Source organism: Bacteroides sp. FSHCM14E1, from assembly GCF_019633785.1.
GTDB lineage: Bacteria > Bacteroidota > Bacteroidia > Bacteroidales > Bacteroidaceae > Bacteroides > Bacteroides hominis.
This window is the reverse complement of sequence record NZ_JADKYL010000005.1, coordinates 102,748-120,131: the sequence shown is the minus strand read 5'-3', so window position 1 is coordinate 120,131 and position 17,384 is coordinate 102,748. Positions and strand designations below refer to the sequence as shown.

General features: G+C 42.7%; 9 protein-coding genes. All 9 read left to right on the top strand.

What is annotated here, in order from left to right:
* Window positions 1-331: 331 nt before the first annotated feature.
* The 9 genes from ISX59_RS09895 to ISX59_RS09855 all read left to right on the top strand — a co-directional run bounded on the left by ISX59_RS09895 (window position 332) and on the right by ISX59_RS09855 (window position 17,376).
* Window positions 332-1,966 carry a sialidase family protein gene (locus tag ISX59_RS09895; RefSeq protein WP_005776517.1) on the top strand — a complete coding sequence of 545 codons (1,635 nt, stop codon included), beginning with the start codon at window positions 332-334 and terminating at the stop codon, window positions 1,964-1,966.
* 32 nt (window positions 1,967-1,998) lie between these two features.
* Window positions 1,999-4,011: a family 20 glycosylhydrolase gene (locus ISX59_RS09890; RefSeq protein ID WP_005819541.1), complete on the top strand. Its 2,013-nt coding sequence runs from the start codon at window positions 1,999-2,001 to the stop codon at window positions 4,009-4,011.
* Window positions 4,012-4,031: 20 nt separating this feature from the next.
* Window positions 4,032-4,694 carry an SGNH/GDSL hydrolase family protein gene (locus ISX59_RS09885; RefSeq protein ID WP_022012119.1) on the top strand — a complete coding sequence of 221 codons (663 nt, stop codon included), beginning with the start codon at window positions 4,032-4,034 and terminating at the stop codon, window positions 4,692-4,694.
* On the top strand, window positions 4,691-6,763 hold the full coding sequence (locus ISX59_RS09880) for a GDSL-type esterase/lipase family protein (protein ID WP_220575864.1): 2,073 nt from the start codon (window positions 4,691-4,693) through the stop codon (window positions 6,761-6,763). Before ISX59_RS09885 ends, ISX59_RS09880 begins: the two co-directional genes overlap by 4 nt.
* 21 nt (window positions 6,764-6,784) lie before the next feature.
* Window positions 6,785-9,355 carry a glycoside hydrolase family 2 protein gene (locus tag ISX59_RS09875; protein WP_044299623.1) on the top strand — a complete coding sequence of 857 codons (2,571 nt, stop codon included), beginning with the start codon at window positions 6,785-6,787 and terminating at the stop codon, window positions 9,353-9,355.
* A 19-nt stretch (window positions 9,356-9,374) separates the two neighbouring features.
* Window positions 9,375-11,699, top strand: coding sequence for a family 20 glycosylhydrolase (locus tag ISX59_RS09870; protein WP_044299624.1), 2,325 nt, complete (start codon window positions 9,375-9,377; stop codon window positions 11,697-11,699).
* 10 nt (window positions 11,700-11,709) lie between these two features.
* Window positions 11,710-12,924 carry a cyclically-permuted mutarotase family protein gene (locus ISX59_RS09865; RefSeq protein ID WP_032536301.1) on the top strand — a complete coding sequence of 405 codons (1,215 nt, stop codon included), beginning with the start codon at window positions 11,710-11,712 and terminating at the stop codon, window positions 12,922-12,924.
* 67 nt (window positions 12,925-12,991) lie between these two features.
* On the top strand, window positions 12,992-15,064 hold the full coding sequence (locus ISX59_RS09860; RefSeq protein WP_044299626.1) for a family 20 glycosylhydrolase: 2,073 nt from the start codon (window positions 12,992-12,994) through the stop codon (window positions 15,062-15,064).
* A gap of 62 nt (window positions 15,065-15,126) precedes the next feature.
* Window positions 15,127-17,376, top strand: coding sequence for a GH92 family glycosyl hydrolase (locus ISX59_RS09855; protein WP_005808986.1), 2,250 nt, complete (start codon window positions 15,127-15,129; stop codon window positions 17,374-17,376).
* The last annotated feature ends 8 nt before the right edge of the window (window positions 17,377-17,384 follow it).

Below are 17,384 nucleotides of genomic sequence, written 5' to 3'. Positions count from 1 at the left end.
AGTTCATCCTGGTAGCCAGGATGAAGTTTAATTACCATTTTAGATACGTTTGTTTTCGGTCCTTTAGCACTTTGAATAGAGGAATTTGTCGTTTTATAATTGATTTCTTAGTCTCTTTCTATCCTTTTGGGAGTATCTGTATTCTGTGAAAAAACAGACGAAGGAAATTTAGACAGGCTTTTATGGCAAATAGAATTAAAAACAATCCCTTAGCTTGCGTGCTATTTATTAATTGGCTGGTATATAATAAAATATTTAATTAATATAGCTGTTGTATAATAAAAAATACTATCTTTGCTCCCGATAACATAAATATTAATTAGTCGATACCATGAAAAAAGCTGTAATTCTATTTTCGCTTTTCTGTTTTCTGTGTGCTATACCGGTAGTTCGAGCCGCAGATACAATTTTTGTTCGTGAGACCCGTATTCCTATTTTGATAGAGAGACAAGATAATGTCTTGTTCTATCTTCGTTTGGATGCTAAAGAGAGCCAGACTCTTAATGATGTAGTGTTGAATTTTGGTAAAGGAGTGGATCTGTCTGAAATTCAGTCTATAAAACTTTATTATGGTGGTACAGAAGCATTGCAGGACAGAGATAAGAAACGTTTTGCTCCTGTGGGATACATCTCCAGTAACACTCCGGGAAAAACGCTTGCCGCCAATCCTTCTTATTCAATAAAAAAATCGGAGGTGAGTAATCCTGGCAATCAAGTTGTTTTGAAAGGGAACCAAAAACTGTTTCCGGGAATTAACTATTTCTGGATTAGTCTGCAAATGAAGCCGGGTACATCCCTTACCAGTAAGGTGACTGCCGATATTGCTTCGGTCACTCTGGATGGTAAGAAGGCTCTGTTGGATGTTGTTTCGCAAGAAGGAATTGAACACCGCATGGGGGTAGGAGTACGTCATGCCGGAGATGATAATTCTGCCGCATTCCGTATCCCGGGATTGGTGACTACTAATAAAGGTACACTGCTGGGAGTTTATGATGTACGGTATAATAGTAGCGTGGACTTGCAAGAGCATGTTGATGTTGGTTTAAGCCGCAGTACAGATGGTGGAAAAACCTGGGAGAAAATGCGTTTGCCTTTGGCATTTGGGGAGTTCGGTGGTCTGCCTGCCGGTCAGAATGGAGTAGGAGACCCTTCTATCCTTGTTGATACAAAAACAAATAATGTTTGGGTGGTTGCTGCCTGGACACATGGTATGGGTAACCAACGTGCATGGTGGAGTTCACATCCGGGTATGGATATGAATCATACTGCGCAACTTGTTCTTGCCAAAAGTACGGATGACGGTAAAACGTGGTCTGCACCTATTAATATCACAGAACAGGTAAAAGATCCGTCTTGGTATTTTCTGTTGCAAGGTCCGGGTCGGGGCATCACTATGAGTGACGGTACTTTGGTATTCCCTACTCAGTTTATTGATTCGACACGTGTACCCAATGCAGGTATCATGTATAGCAAAGATGGTGGTAAAAACTGGAAAATGCACAATTATGCACGCACGAATACTACAGAGGCTCAGGTTGCCGAGGTCGAGCCCGGAGTATTGATGTTGAATATGCGTGATAATCGTGGTGGAAGTCGTGCTGTGGCTATTACAAAAGACTTGGGTAAAACATGGACAGAACATGAATCTTCTCGCAAGGCATTGCCGGAATCGGTTTGCATGGCTAGTTTGATAAGCGTGAAAGCCAAAGATAATGTTTTGGGCAAGGATTTATTGATATTCTCTAATCCTAATACGACGAAAGGACGTTATAATACTACTATTAAAATCAGTCTGGATGGTGGTGTGACTTGGTCACCCGAACACCAACTTTTATTGGATGAAGGCAATAACTGGGGTTATTCTTGTCTTACTATGATTGATAAAGAAACGGTTGGTATTCTTTATGAAAGCAGTGTGGCACATATGACATTCCAGGCAGTGAAGTTGAAAGACATTATTAAATGAGAAATTTTCCCCCATAAACTAAATAAACACCGATGAGAAATAAACAAATTTTCTTAATCAGTTTCATTATTTACTTATGCACAATTTCTACGGTCCGGGCAGGTGAATATCACCTGCTTCCGGAGCCGCAAAAGTTCACTCCTTTAAGTTCCAGCTTTGTACTGGGCAGAACAAAGCTTTCTACTCCGGTGCTTCGGCAAGAGTGGGAAGCTTTTGTTGTCGATAGGGGTGGAGTCATTGATGACAAAGCTCGTGCAAGTATTGAAGTGAAACTGGTACCTTCATTAGAAGAGGTACCTTTGAACGCAGACGAAGCTTATCGCCTGGTGGTAAATAATGGTAAAGTTACGGTTGAGGCTGTGACGGAGCATGGTGTGTATTGGGCTATGCAAACTTTGGCCCAGTTACAGGATGTGCGAAAGAAAAAGGCAACATTCAACGGTTGTTCAATTGTTGACTGGCCTGCTTTCCGAATACGTGGCTTTATGCAGGATGTAGGGCGTACGTATATGTCGATTGAAGAATTGAAACGTGAAATTGCTGTTCTTTCACGTTTTAAAATTAATGTCTTTCATTGGCACCTGACTGAAAATCAATCGTGGAGGCTGGAAAGTAAAATTTTTCCGATGCTGAATGACAGTGTGAATACGACTCGTATGCCGGGTAAATACTATACATTGGAAGAAGCGAAAGATTTAGTCGCTTTTTGTAAAGCGCATAATATACTTTTAATCCCGGAATTTGATATGCCGGGGCATAGTGAGGCTTTTGTCCGTACATTCCGTCATGATATGCAGAGCCCGGAAGGAATGAAAATTCTTAAATTGCTGGTAGATGAAGTTTGCGAGACTTTTGATGTACCTTATCTTCATATTGGTACGGATGAAGTTCGGTTTACCAATCTAAAGTTCGTTCCGGAAATGGTCGAATATGTCCGTGCCAAAGGAAAGAAAGTAATTTCGTGGAATCCGGGATGGCATTATAAACCTGGCGAAATTGATATGACGCATTTGTGGAGTTATCGTGGAAAAGCCCAAAAAGGTATTCCCGCAATTGATTCTAAGTTTCATTATCTCAATCATTTTGATACTTTTGGCGATATCATTGCATTGTATAACAGCCGTATTTATAATGTTGAGCAAGGAAGTGACGATATTGCAGGGACAATTCTTGCCATCTGGAATGACCGTTACGTAGCTAACGAACGCAATATTATACTTGAGAATAATTTCTATCCTAATATGCTGGCTATTGCTGAACGTGCATGGAAAGGCGGAGGTACAGAATATTTTGATAAGAATGGTACTATCTTACCTTCTGAAGACTCTCCGGAGTTTAAAGAATTTGCTGATTTTGAGAATCGTATGCTTTGGCATAAAGAGCATACATTTAAGGGATATCCGTTCGCCTATGTAAAACAGACGAATGTAAAATGGAATATTACTGATGCATTTCCTAATGGTGGAGATTTGAATAAAGTCTTTCCTCCGGAACAGGAATTGAAGGATTCTTATTTATATGAAGGAAAAGAGTATGGGGTACACCCTGCCATTGGTGCGGGTATCTATCTTCGTCATGTATGGGGGAAAATGGTACCTACTTTCTATAAAGATCCGCAAGAGAATCATACGGCTTATGCCTATACATGGGTTTACTCTCCGAAAGATCAGGAAGTAGGGCTATGGGCTGAATTTCAGAATTATGGTCGTTCGGAAATGGACTTGGCTCCGTTACAAGGTAAATGGGACTATAAAGGCAGCCGTATCTGGATCAATAATGAAGAAATACAGCCGCCTGTATGGACAGCTACTCATAGTACAAAGAGTAATGAAATAGCGTTGGGAAATGAAAATTGTGTGGCACGTCCGCCTATCGCCGTACATCTGAATAAAGGCTGGAATAAAGTTTTCCTGAAATTGCCGGTTGGCAAATTCAATATGCCCGAGGTGCGGTTGGTGAAGTGGATGTTTACTACAGTTTTTGTAACTCCTGACGGAGAAAATGCAGTGGACGGACTTATCTATTCGCCCGACAAAACGAAGTGATCGAGAAAAAATAAAAACGAATGAAGAAAATTTTATTAATGATGTTGTTGCTCGCCTCAATGGCGGGCAACGCACAGGAACGCAAATATTCTACGTTCTATTATCAACGTGCAACTCTGTTTGAGGAGCTGCCTGTGACTTCAAAAGATATCATTTTTCTGGGTAATAGTATTACTAACGGGGGAGAATGGAGTGAATTATTGAATAATAAGCATGTCAAAAACCGGGGAATCAGTGGTGATATCTGTATGGGTGTTTATGATCGGCTGGATGCGATTTTAAAAGGAAAACCCGCTAAAATATTCTTGTTGATCGGTATAAATGATGTAAGCCGGGGCACCTCTGCGGATACAATTGTTCATCGTATTGGTATGATTACTCAAAAAATTAAACAAGAATCTCCAAAAACAAAGCTATATTTGCAAAGTGTACTTCCGGTAACCGATCATTATAAGATGTTTGGCGGACATACGTCACGTTGGCAAGAGGTGAAAAAGATTAATGAAGGGCTGCTTCGGCTGGCTGACAGAGAACACGTGACCTATATTGATCTCTATTCTCATTTTGTTGATGAGAAGACCGGCAAGATGAATATTGAGTATACAAATGATGGTTTACACTTACTGGGTAAAGGCTACCTTAAATGGGTGGATATTGTTAAACCTTATATAAACAAGAAATGAAAAAGATACTATTCTTATCTCTATTTTTGATGATTTGCGCAGTTTTGTCCGCACAGAAGCGGATAAAAGTTGCTTGCGTGGGGAATAGTATTACGTATGGGTATACTCTTCCAAATCCGGCAACGGATTCTTATCCTTCACAGTTGCAGCAACTTTTGGGCGATACTTATGAAGTTGGAAATTTCGGAAAATCAGGGGCTACTTTATTAAATAAAGGACACCGCCCTTACATGCAGCAGGAAGAATTTAAAAAAGCGCTTGCCTTTGCCGGTGATATTGTTGTTATTCACTTGGGAATCAATGATACGGATCCTCGTGACTGGCCGAACTATCGTGATCATTTCGTGAAAGATTATCTGGCATTGATTGATTCTTTCCGTGTTGTTAATCCTAAATGTCATATTATTATTGCCCGACTGACACCGATTGCCGATCGTCATCCTCGTTTTGAGTCGGGTACCCGTGATTGGCATGGAGAAATTCAGCAAAGTATCGAGACAATAGCTAAATATGCCGGGGTTCAGTTGATAGATTTCCATGCGCCGCTTTATCCGTATCCGTATCTTCTTCCGGATGCTGTACATCCTAATGTAGAGGGTGCCGGCATTCTTGCGAAAACGGTATATTCTGCGATTACGGGAGATTTCGGTGGATTACACTTATCTGAACTGTATACTGACAATATGGTGCTTCAACATGGGCAGCCTCTGACTATCCGTGGCAAAGCAAACGCAGGAGAAAAAGTGACTGTAGCAATAGCTAAACAGAAACAGTCTGTGAAAACTGCTTCCAATGGTGATTGGGCGATCACTCTCCAGCCTTTGAAGGCTGGAGGCCCATATACTTTGACTGTTTCTGCGGGAAAGCAGAAACAAGCTTTCAATAATGTATTAGCCGGAGAGGTATGGCTTTGTTCCGGACAATCGAACATGGAGTTCTATCTTGGTTGGAGTAAAACTGCTAAAAGGGATATTCCGCAAGCCGCCAATGGTCAGATTCGTTTGTTCGATATGAAGGCGCGCTGGCGTACAGATGCTGTTGAATGGGATGAGTCCGTATTGGATTCATTAAATCATCTGCAATATTATAAAGATACCGAATGGACAGTTTGTTCGCCTGCTACTGCCGGTTCTTTCTCTGCGGTAGCTTACTATTTTGGTAAAATGCTGCAGGACAGTCTAAAGGTACCTGTCGGATTGATTTGTAACGCAATCGGCGGTTCGCCTACCGAAGCATGGGTAGACCGTAATACATTGGAATATAAATTTCCGGCTATATTACGTAACTGGACTCAAAATGACTTTATCCAAGACTGGGTACGCGGTCGTGCCGCTCTTAATGTGAAAAAGGCGGATAGCAAACAGCAACGTCATCCTTATGAACCTTGTTACCTGTATGAGGCCGGTATCCGTCCTTTAGAACAATATCCTATTAAAGGTATTATTTGGTATCAGGGTGAATCGAATGCACATAATCGTGAGGCACACGAGAAATTGTTTAAACTATTGGTTGAAAGTTGGCGTAAAAACTGGGAAAATAAAGATTTGCCATTTTATTATGTGCAGTTGTCAAGCATCAATCGTCCGTCATGGCCATGGTTCCGTGATAGCCAGCGCAGAATGATGTATGAGATTCCTAATACAGGTATGGCAGTATCGAGTGACCTGGGTGATTCGCTTGATGTACACCCCAAACACAAACAGCCTGTTGGGGAGCGTTTGGCACATTGGGCTTTGAATCAGACTTATGGAAAGAAGAATGTAACGCCTTCGGGGCCGATGTTCCGCAATGTAGAGTTCCGTGATGGTGCTGCTTACGTGTCATTTGATTGTGCTGAAGGTATGCATTCATCGGATGGGAAACCGTTACGGACATTCGAAGTGGCTGAAACAGAGGATGTTTATTATCCGGCTACAGCCGAAGTTGTAGGAAATCAAATAAAAGTATATAGTAAAGAAGTGAAGAATCCTCTTCGTGTACGTTACGGCTGGCAGCCTTTCACCCGGGCCAATCTGGTCAATGGTGATGGTTTACCGGCATCTACGTTCCGTACGGACTGGGGAAGATAAACTTGAAAAAGAGAGCAGTTTATGATGAAAAAATTATTGTATGGACTTGTATGTTGTTGCGGTTTAGCTTATGGGCAAAACAGGGACACTTCGGATGTGTTAATGTTGAATGACGATTGGTCATTCTCACAGGTGGGGACAGAAAAATGGCTACCAGCTACTGTCCCGGGCACTGTTCATCAGGATTTGATTCATCATAAATTGCTACCCGATCCGTTCTATGGTACCAATGAAAAGAAGATTCAGTGGGTGGAAAATGAGGATTGGGAATATAAAACCAGTTTTGTCGTTACAGAAGAGCAGTTGAAGAGAGATGCCGCCCAGCTTTCCTTTGAGGGACTGGATACTTATGCGGATGTTTATTTGAATGGTTCTCTGATTCTGAAATCAGATAATATGTTTGTGGGCTATGTAGTTCCCGTAAAACAAGTATTACGTAAAGGGGAGAATCTGCTGCATGTTTATTTTCATTCTCCGATAAAACAAACCCTTCCACAGTGGTCCTCCAATGGATTTAATTATCCGGCAGATAATGATCACCACGAAAAACGTCTTAGTGTATTTACCAGGAAAGCTCCTTATAGTTATGGATGGGATTGGGGAATCCGTATGGTTACAAGCGGTATCTGGCGTCCTGTTACTCTTCGTTTTTATGATGTTGCTACTATTGCAGATTTTCATGTGAAGCAGCTTAGTCTGACAGATCAGGTTGCAAAACTCTCTAATGAATTGGAAATTAATAGTATTTCTGAGAAAGAAAAGCCTGCTGAGGTCTTGATCTCTTATTCATTGGAAGGAGGAGAGGAAGTGATGGTAAAGGAAAATGTAACATTAAAACCGGGTTTTAATCAAGTCCAAATTCCATTGGATATTCAGAACCCCGTGCGTTGGATGCCCAATGGGTGGGGGAAACCTCATTTATATGATTTCTCAGTGCAGGTGGTGTGTGATGGCAAAACGGTCGCCGCACGGCAGCATCGAATCGGCCTTCGTACGATACGCGTAGTGAACGAAAAAGACAAAGATGGAGAATCTTTTTATTTTGAGGTGAATGGCATCCCGATGTTCGCAAAAGGAGCAAACTATATTCCTGATGATGCGTTGCTCCCCAATATAACTACCGAACGTTATAGGACTCTGTTTCAAGATATGAAAGAGGCTAATATGAATATGGTTCGTATATGGGGTGGGGGAACTTATGAAGACGATCGTTTCTATGATCTGGCAGATGAAAATGGTATTCTTGTCTGGCAGGATTTTATGTTTGCATGTACTTCCTATCCAAGTGATCCTACTTTCTTGAAGCGAGTGGAAGAGGAGGCGGAATATAATATCAAACGTCTGCGAAACCACGCTTCACTCGCCATGTGGTGTGGGAATAATGAAATTCTGGAAGGATTAAAATACTGGGGATGGCAAAAGAATTATACTCCGGAAGTATATGAAAACATGTTCCGGGGATATGATAAGTTATTCCGGGGATTGCTGCCTGCAAAGGTGAAAGAACTTGATGAAGGGCGTTTCTACAAACATACTTCTCCCTATTTCGCAAATTGGGGACGTCCGGAGTCCTGGGGCACGGGCGATAGTCATAACTGGGGTGTGTGGTATGGCAAAAAGCCTTTTGAGTCATTAGATACCGATTTGCCTCGTTTCATGAGCGAATTCGGTTTCCAGTCGTTCCCTGAAATGAAGACGATTGCTACTTTTGCGTCTACGAAAGATTATCAGATTGAATCGGAGGTAATGAACGGACACCAGAAAAGCAGTATCGGTAACGATTTGATACGAACTTATATGGAGCGTGATTATGTTGTTCCTGAGAAGTTTGAAGACTTTGTATATATCGGACTTGTACTTCAGGGGCATGGTATGCGCCATGGCATGGAAGCACATCGTCGCAACCGGCCTTATTGTATGGGGACATTATACTGGCAGCTTAATGATAGTTGGCCTGTCGTTTCCTGGTCAAGTATAGACTATTATGGCAATTGGAAGGCATTGCACTATCAGGCAAAGCGAGCTTTTGCACCACTGCTGGTCAATGCGATACAAGAAGGTGATAGTTTGAGTGTTTATCTGATATCTGATTTGTTGGAGAAACAGAGTCAACTTACACTTGAAATGAAAGTGATTGACTTTAATGGCAAGACATTAGATAAGGAAGTTGTCAGGGCAGTCGAGGTTCCGGCGAATGTTTCTTCTTGTGTCTTTCGTAAACCGTTGAGTGAGTGGGTGACATCGGAACATCGTAAAAACAGTTTCTTACTACTTGCTTTGAAAGATAAAACCGGTAAGAAAATAGCTGAAGAGGTTTATTTCTTTAATAAGACTAAGGATTTGGAGTTGCCCCAAACAAATGTTTCTATGAAAGTAAAGCAATCCGATGGTAAGTGTGAAGTGACCTTATCGTCTTCTAAGCTGGCTAAAGATGTATTTATCCAGATTCCTGTTCAGGGCGCCCGTTTCAGTGATAATTTCTTTGATCTGTTGCCGGGGGAAAACAAGAAGATAACGATTACGTCTCCGGATATTAAGAAAGGAGAACAGCAAAATATTACAGTGAAACATGTACGAGATACCTATAACTAACACCTATTAAATAATTTGTATGAGAAATCTTTTTAAAATTGCCGGTTTACTGGCGCTCACGGGATTTATTTCTTCGTGTAACGACAAAGAGACTACAGCTAATTACCAGGTAATTCCTTTACCTCAGGAAATTACTACTGCTCAAAGCCAACCATTTACATTGAATGGTAGTGTGAAAATCATCTATCCGGAAGGAAATGAGAAGATGCAACGTAATGCCCAATTTCTGGCGAATTATCTGAAGAAAGCTACAGGTAAGGATTATGCAGTTGAAGCTGGAACTGAAGGTAAAGGTGCTATTCTGCTTAAATTGGGTATGGAATCAGAGAACCCTGAAGCTTATCAGTTGAGTGTGAATGCAGATGGTGTAACCATTGCTGCTCCCACTGAAGCCGGTGTATTCTATGGTATCCAGACGTTACGCAAGTCTATTCCGGTTGCCATTGGTACAACTCCTTCATTGCCGGCTGTAGAAATCAACGACCATCCTCGTTTCAGCTATCGTGGTGCCCATTTTGATGTGGGACGTCATTTCTTCACAGTAGATGAAGTAAAGACATATATCGATATGATGGCTTTGCATAACATGAACCGTTTGCATTGGCATTTGACAGAGGACCAGGGTTGGAGACTTGAGATCAAGAAATATCCTAAGTTGACAGAAATCGGTTCAAAGAGATCGGAAACTGTAATCGGACGTAATTCAGGAGAATATGATGGAAAACCTTATGGTGGTTTCTATACTCAGGAAGAAGCAAAAGAAATCGTAGCTTATGCTGCCGATCGTTATATCACTGTTATTCCGGAAATTGACCTTCCGGGACATATGCAGGGAGCATTGGCTGCTTATCCCCATTTGGGATGTACCGGTGGTCCGTATGAAGTTTGGAAGATATGGGGAGTATCCGATCAGGTATTGTGTGCAGGTAACGACAGCGTACTGACCTTTATCGATGATGTACTGACAGAAGTTATGGATATCTTCCCATCTGAATATATTCATGTTGGTGGTGATGAATGTCCGAAGAGTGAATGGGCGAAATGTCCGAAGTGTCAGGCTCGTATCAAAGCTTTGGGAATCAAGAGTGATGCTAAGCATTCAAAAGAAGAGTATTTGCAGAGTTTTGTTATCAACCATGCAGAAAAATTCCTGAACGAGCACGGACGTCAGATTATCGGCTGGGATGAAATTTTGGAAGGTGGACTCGCTCCGAATGCAACCGTGATGTCATGGCGTGGTGAAGGTGGCGGTATCGAGGCTGCCAAGCAGAAACATGATGTTATCATGACTCCGAACACTTATCTATACTTTGACTACTATCAGACCAAAGATACTGAGAATGAACCTTTGGCTATTGGTGGTTATTTACCTTTGGAGAGAGTGTATAGTTATGAGCCAATGCCCTCTTCATTGACTCCGGAAGAGCAAAAATATATTATTGGTGTACAAGCTAATCTTTGGACGGAATACATTCCTACTTTCTCTCAGGCTCAGTATATGGTGTTGCCGCGTTGGGCTGCTTTAGCAGAGGTGCAATGGTCTAATCCTGAAAAGAAGAATTATGAAAACTTCCTGACCCGTTTGCCACAATTGATTAATATATATGAAGCTGAAGGATATAATTATGCCAAACATGTATTTGATGTGAAATCCGAGTTTGTTGCTAATTCGGCTACAGGAGCAGTAGATGTAGTGATGACTACTATTGACGGTGCTCCCATCCATTATACATTAGATGGAACTGAGCCTACGGCAGCTTCTCCCGTATGTGACAGTATTCTTACGATTAAGGAAAGTTGTACTTTAAAGGCGGTTGCTGTTCGTCCTACCGGAAACAGCAAAATGCTGACTGAAAAGATTGCTTTCAGTAAATCTACTTCAAAGCCTATTAAAGCTAATCAGCCTGTAAACAAGCAATATGAATTTGGTGGTGTTTCTACATTAGTAGACGGACTGAAAGGAAATGGTAACTACAAAACCGGCCGTTGGATCGCATTCTATAAGAATGATATGGATGTAACAATTGACTTGCAGCAACCTACCGAAATTTCAAGTGTAGCTATCACTACTTGTGTTGAAAAGGGGGACTGGGTATTCGATGCACGTTCTTTCTCAATTGAGGTTTCAGATGATGATAAGACTTTTACTAAAGTTGCTTCTGAAGCATATCCCGAGATGAAAGAGACCGACCGTAATGGGCTTTATGAGCACAAATTGACTTTCGATCCGGTAAAAACCCGTTATGTGAAAGTGGTTGCAACGTCGGAACACTCCATTCCGGCATGGCATGGTGGTAAAGGTAATCCGGGCTTCTTATTTGTAGATGAAATTACGTTGAATTGAAAAAATAGAAATGACAGAAACTAAAACGATTCGTTTTCTTTCTATCATTGGATGTTTACTTGCCGGGATGGTTGCTTCGTGCAGCTCCCGGCAAGTTGCGCCTAATGAAGAAGGGATTAGCGTGCAGAAAATGACCGGATTCCCCGAAGGAGAACCCGGTTTTTCTTTGGGTGTATCGGCATGTTATGCCGGCATCTATCAGGGAGAGTTATTGATTGCCGGCGGATGTAATTTTCCGGAAACGCCGGCAGCCGAAGGAGGAAAGAAGAAATTCTACCAAGGTATTTATGCCGCTGACGCTTCTGCAGACTCAGTTTTCATATGGAGAAAAGTCGGTCAGCTGCCTGTTGCTGCTGCTTATGGAGTTTCGGTTTCGACTCCTCAAGGGGTAGTTTGTGTGGGTGGATCGAACGAAAATGGATCCTTATCTGCTGTTTACCGCCTTTCTTTGACTGACGATAAACAGACTGTGATTGTAGATACACTACCTTCTTTACCTTGTACAATGGATAATATGAGCGGTTCAGTAGTGGATTATACACTTTTCGTAGCCGGAGGCAATGTGGATGGTAAACCTTCGAATGCACTTTATTGCCTCAGTCTGAGTAGCCCGGAGACCGGATGGCAGAGGCTTCCCGATTTTCCGGGTTCTCCCCGTGTACAACCGGTATGTGTAGGACAACGTAAAGAGGGGGAAACCCTTCTATATTTATGGGGAGGTTTTGCCGGTGCATCCGATGGACGGTCTGCAAGCCTTTCTACTGACGGATATTGCTATTCTCCATCTTTGCAACAATGGCAGTCGGTATCTGTTCCGGTTGGCAATGATTCTGTGCCTGTCGCTTTGGGTGGTGGAGCCGGTATAGCACTGACGGACAGTTTGATACTTTGTACCGGTGGAGTCAACAAAGATATTTTCTTTTCTGCTCTTCAGCGCGAGGAAATGATGAAGACAGCCGTGGCCAATGGCAAGCAAACTGTTGTAGACAGTCTGAAGTTGGAAGCAAAAAAGTATATGTTGCATCCGGCAGGATGGTATCGTTTTAATGACCGGATTTTGATTTATAATACACGTCGGGATAAGTGGGAAGAGGCTGTTCGGGGTGAAGATGTTGCCCGTGCCGGTGCTGCATTGACAGGGCAGGGACAGACCTTCTTTAATATCAATGGTGAGCTGAAGCCGGGAATCCGTACCCCGGAAATAGTTAAGATAATGATTGACTGATTGCAGATAATCTGACATTTTACTTATATTTGTACATTGAAAACAAAAAACTAAAACCAATCATATCATGATAAAACCTACAATGAAAATTTGTACTTTCTTGCTTGCAGCCGGTTTGATGATAGCAACAGCTGGTGTGAAAGCGCAGTCTGTCATTCCTATTCCTCTCCGGATGGAGCAAGGTAGCGGTACTTTTCTATTTACCGGTGACACTAAGCTGTATACCAACCTGAAAGGTGAAGAGAAGAAAATGTTGATGGATTATCTGGAGACATTACCTATCCATTTCAAAAACGGTAAAAAGCAAACGAAAGATAACGTGGTCTCTCTTATGATAACGAAGGCTAATCCTCAGTTATCTTCTCCCGAGAGCTATACACTGGAGGTAACTCCGCATAAAATAACAGTGCAGGCTACTTCCGGTGCCGGATTATTCTATGGTGTTCAGACTCTTTTGCAAATGGCTCAACCTGCAATGGAGGGTGCCTGGTCAGTTCAGGCTACAACGATTCAGGATTCGCCACGTTTCGAATACCGTGGGCTGATGCTCGATGTTTCACGGCATTTTCGCTCTAAGGAGTTTGTGAAAAAGCAGATAGACGCTTTAGCCTATTATAAACTCAATCGCCTGCATTTGCATCTTACCGATGCTGCCGGTTGGCGTATCGAGATTAAGAAATATCCTTTATTGACGGAACTTGCTGCCTGGCGTCCGGAAGCCAACTGGAAAAGATGGTGGAATGAAGGTGGGCGGAAATATTGTCGTTTTGATGCTCCCGGTGCTTCCGGAGGTTATTATACGCAGGATGATATTCGTGAATTGGTCAATTATGCCCGTGAACGTCATATTACTATTATTCCTGAGATAGAGATGCCTGCCCATTCGGAAGAGGTTCTGACTGCCTATCCGGAACTGTCTTGTTCAGGAGAGCCTTATAAGAATGCCGATTTTTGTGTCGGAAACGAGAAAACCTTTACTTTTCTTGAAGATGTGTTGACGGAAGTTATGGAGCTTTTCCCTTCCCAATACATTCATGTTGGAGGTGATGAGGCCGGAAAAGCTGCTTGGAAAACCTGCCCTAAATGCCAAAAACGCATGAAGGATGAGCAACTGGATAATGTAGATGAGTTACAGAGTTATCTGATTCATCGTGTGGAGGTATTCCTCAATGCCCATGGCCGCAAGTTACTGGGATGGGATGAAATTCTGCAAGGTGGATTGGCACCTAATGCCACTGTAATGTCATGGCGTGGTGAACAAGGTGGTATCGATGCCGTAAAATCCGGTCATCAGGCGATTATGACTCCCGGTTCGCACTGTTATATAGATAGTTATCAGGATGCTCCTTATTCTCAGCCCGAAGCCATCGGAGGATATCTGCCATTGGAAAAAGTATACTCTTACAATCCGATTCCCGCTTCGCTTACACCCGATGAAGCAAAATTGATTTATGGTGTTCAAGCCAATCTTTGGGCAGAATATATTCAGACTGACGAGCATTGTGAATACATGATTTATCCTCGTATTCTTGCGTTGGCCGAAGTGGCTTGGTCTGCACCTGAACGGAAATCATGGACTGATTTTCGTCCCCGTGCTTTAAAGGCTGTAGGATATTTACAATCCAAAGGATATCATCCGTTCGATTTGAAAAAGGAGATCGGCAATCGGCCGGAAGCAGCGCAACCGGTTCAGCATCTTGCATTGGGCAAGACCGTAAAATATAATGCTCCCTACAATTCGTCTTATCCGGCACAAGGTGATAAAACCCTGACTGATGGAATCCGTGGGAGTTGGACCTATAGCGACGGGGCATGGCAGGGATTTATTTCCCGCGATCGTTTGGACGTAACTATCGATATGGGAGAATCGACAGATCTGCATTTGATTGGTGCTGATTTTATGCAGGTAGTGGGTCCTGAAGTATTTCTGCCTGTCGAAGTGATAATTTCTGTCTCGGAAGATGGAGAAAACTTCACTGAGCTGAGCCGTCAGACGCATGAAGTGGTTAAATCGGATGCTGTAGTATTTAAGAACTATGCATGGAACGGAAATGCCAAAGGACGTTATGTCCGTTACCAGGCTCGTGCCGGAGAGGAATTCGGGGGATGGGTGTTTACAGACGAAATCGTTGTAAAGTAACTCTTTCCGCAGGTCCGGTAAAACCGAACGTATAAATTAGATAAATATAGAGTATTGAAAGAATGAAGAAACTACCTTATTTAGTATCACTTGCAGCCGTTTGGCTGTCCATAGCAGTAGCTTCTGCGCAAGAGAGTCCGGTGGATTATGTGAACCCGTTTATCGGAACAACGAATTACGGAACAACGAATCCCGGAGCCATCTGTCCTCAAGGCATGATGTCGGTTGTCCCTTTCAATGTGATGGGAGGAAAGTCCGTTGGTAATAAAATAGATAAAGACAGCCAATGGTGGTCTACTCCTTATGAACATACCAATGCTTATTTTACCGGATTTTCACACGTCAATCTGAGTGGAGTGGGATGTCCGGAGTTGGGCTCTCTACTGCTGATGCCTACAACCGGAAAGCTGAACGTCGATTATTTACAGTACGGAAGTGCTTATAAAGACGAAAAGGCCACGCCCGGTTATTACTCGAATATCCTGACTAAATACGGAATCAAGAATGAGGTTTCGGCCACTTTACGTACCGGAATCACTCGTTTCACTTTTCCTAAAGGAGAAAGTAATATTTTGCTGAATCTTGGCGAAGGGTTGACTAATGAAACGGGAGCTACCGTCCGTTTTGTCAATGAGCGTGAGATAGAGGGGACTAAACTGCTGGGTACTTTTTGCTATAATCCGCAAGCTGTGTTTCCCATTTATTTTGTAATGCGTATCAATAAAGTCCCTCGTGCCCGTGGCTACTGGAAAAAGATGCGTCCGATGACAGTAGAAGCCCAATGGGACAATACGTCCGGCAAGAATAAATTGTATACTGCTTATACCAAGGAGATGAGTGGCGATGACATTGGTACATGGTTTACTTTCGATACCGAAGAAGGCGAAACCATCGAGGTAAGCATGGGAGTGTCCTTTGTCAGCATAGCCAATGCCCGTCTTAATCTGGATAAGGAACAGGCTGGTAAAGGATTTGATCAGATTCGTGCCGAAGCACGTTCCATGTGGGAGGACGATCTTTCGCGTATCCTCGTTGAAGGTGGCACGAAAGAGCAGAAGACAGTGTTCTATACCGCTATGTATCACTTGCTGATCCATCCGAATATTTTGCAGGATGTGAACGGACAATATCCGGCTATGGAAGGCAGTGAGATCCTTACAACGAAGGGAAATCGTTATACCGTGTTTTCTCTCTGGGATACCTATCGTAACGTACATCAGCTGATGACCCTGCTTTTCCCTGATCGCCAACTGGACATGGTTCGCACGATGGTCGATATGTATAAAGAACACGGCTGGCTGCCCAAATGGGAACTTTACGGCCGTGAAACGCTTACTATGGAGGGTGATCCGAGTATTCCCGTTATCGTAGATACCTGGATGAAAGGCTTACGTGACTTTGATGTACAGGCAGCTTATGAAGCCATGTATAAGTCCGCTACGACTCCGGGTAAAGATAATCTGATGCGTCCCGATATCGATGATTATATTGCTAAAGGATATGTGCCTTTGACAGAGCAGTATGACAATTCTGTTTCGCATGCACTTGAATATTATATTGCCGATTATGCCTTGTCTCGTTTTGCTCAGGCTTTAGGAAAGAAAGAAGATGCAAAATTGTTCTATGACCGTTCATTGGGTTATAAACATTATTACAGCAAAGAATTTGGTACATTGCGTCCTATTTTACCCGATGGAACATTTTACTCTCCGTTCGACCCGATGGAGGGTGCCAATTTTGCTCCCAGTCCCGGTTTTCATGAAGGCAATTCCTGGAACTACACTTTTTATGTTCCCCATGACATTGCAGGTTTAACCCGTCTGATGGGAGGTAAAAAGAAGTTTGTGGATAAATTGCAGAAAGTTTTTGATGAGGGGCTGTATGATCCGGCTAATGAACCGGATATTGCCTATCCTTATTTGTTCAGCTACTTCAAAGGAGAAGAGTGGCGTACTCAGAAACAGGTAAAACGTTTGCTTGCCGAATATTTCACCGACCAGCCTAATGGTATTCCCGGTAATGATGATACCGGAACCATGTCGGCATGGGCCATTTTCAGTATGATAGGTCTCTATCCCGATTGTCCGGGAATGCCCGACTATACACTGACTACACCTACTTTCGACAAAGTGACTATTCGGCTTGATCCGAAGTATTACAAAGAAAAAGAATTGGTTATTACGGCTGTTCGTCCCGGAAATGATGCCGATCTGATCAAAGAGGTGAGGTTGAACGGAAAGAAACATGCAGGCTATCGTATCAGCCATGAGGAGTTGGTGCATGCCGGAACAATGGAATTTATATTAAAATAAAAACAAAT

Excerpts from the sequence above, each read along its gene's own strand:
- ISX59_RS09895 (WP_005776517.1), top strand. The coding sequence starts at position 332 with ATGAAAAAAGCTGTAATTCTATTTTCGCTTTTCTGTTTTCTGTGTGCT.
- ISX59_RS09890 (WP_005819541.1), top strand. The coding sequence starts at position 1,999 with ATGAGAAATAAACAAATTTTCTTAATCAGTTTCATTATTTACTTATGC.
- ISX59_RS09885 (WP_022012119.1), top strand. The coding sequence starts at position 4,032 with ATGAAGAAAATTTTATTAATGATGTTGTTGCTCGCCTCAATGGCGGGC.
- ISX59_RS09880 (WP_220575864.1), top strand. The coding sequence starts at position 4,691 with ATGAAAAAGATACTATTCTTATCTCTATTTTTGATGATTTGCGCAGTT.
- ISX59_RS09875 (WP_044299623.1), top strand. The coding sequence starts at position 6,785 with ATGATGAAAAAATTATTGTATGGACTTGTATGTTGTTGCGGTTTAGCT.
- ISX59_RS09870 (WP_044299624.1), top strand. The coding sequence starts at position 9,375 with ATGAGAAATCTTTTTAAAATTGCCGGTTTACTGGCGCTCACGGGATTT.
- ISX59_RS09865 (WP_032536301.1), top strand. The coding sequence starts at position 11,710 with ATGACAGAAACTAAAACGATTCGTTTTCTTTCTATCATTGGATGTTTA.
- ISX59_RS09860 (WP_044299626.1), top strand. The coding sequence starts at position 12,992 with ATGATAAAACCTACAATGAAAATTTGTACTTTCTTGCTTGCAGCCGGT.
- ISX59_RS09855 (WP_005808986.1), top strand. The coding sequence starts at position 15,127 with ATGAAGAAACTACCTTATTTAGTATCACTTGCAGCCGTTTGGCTGTCC.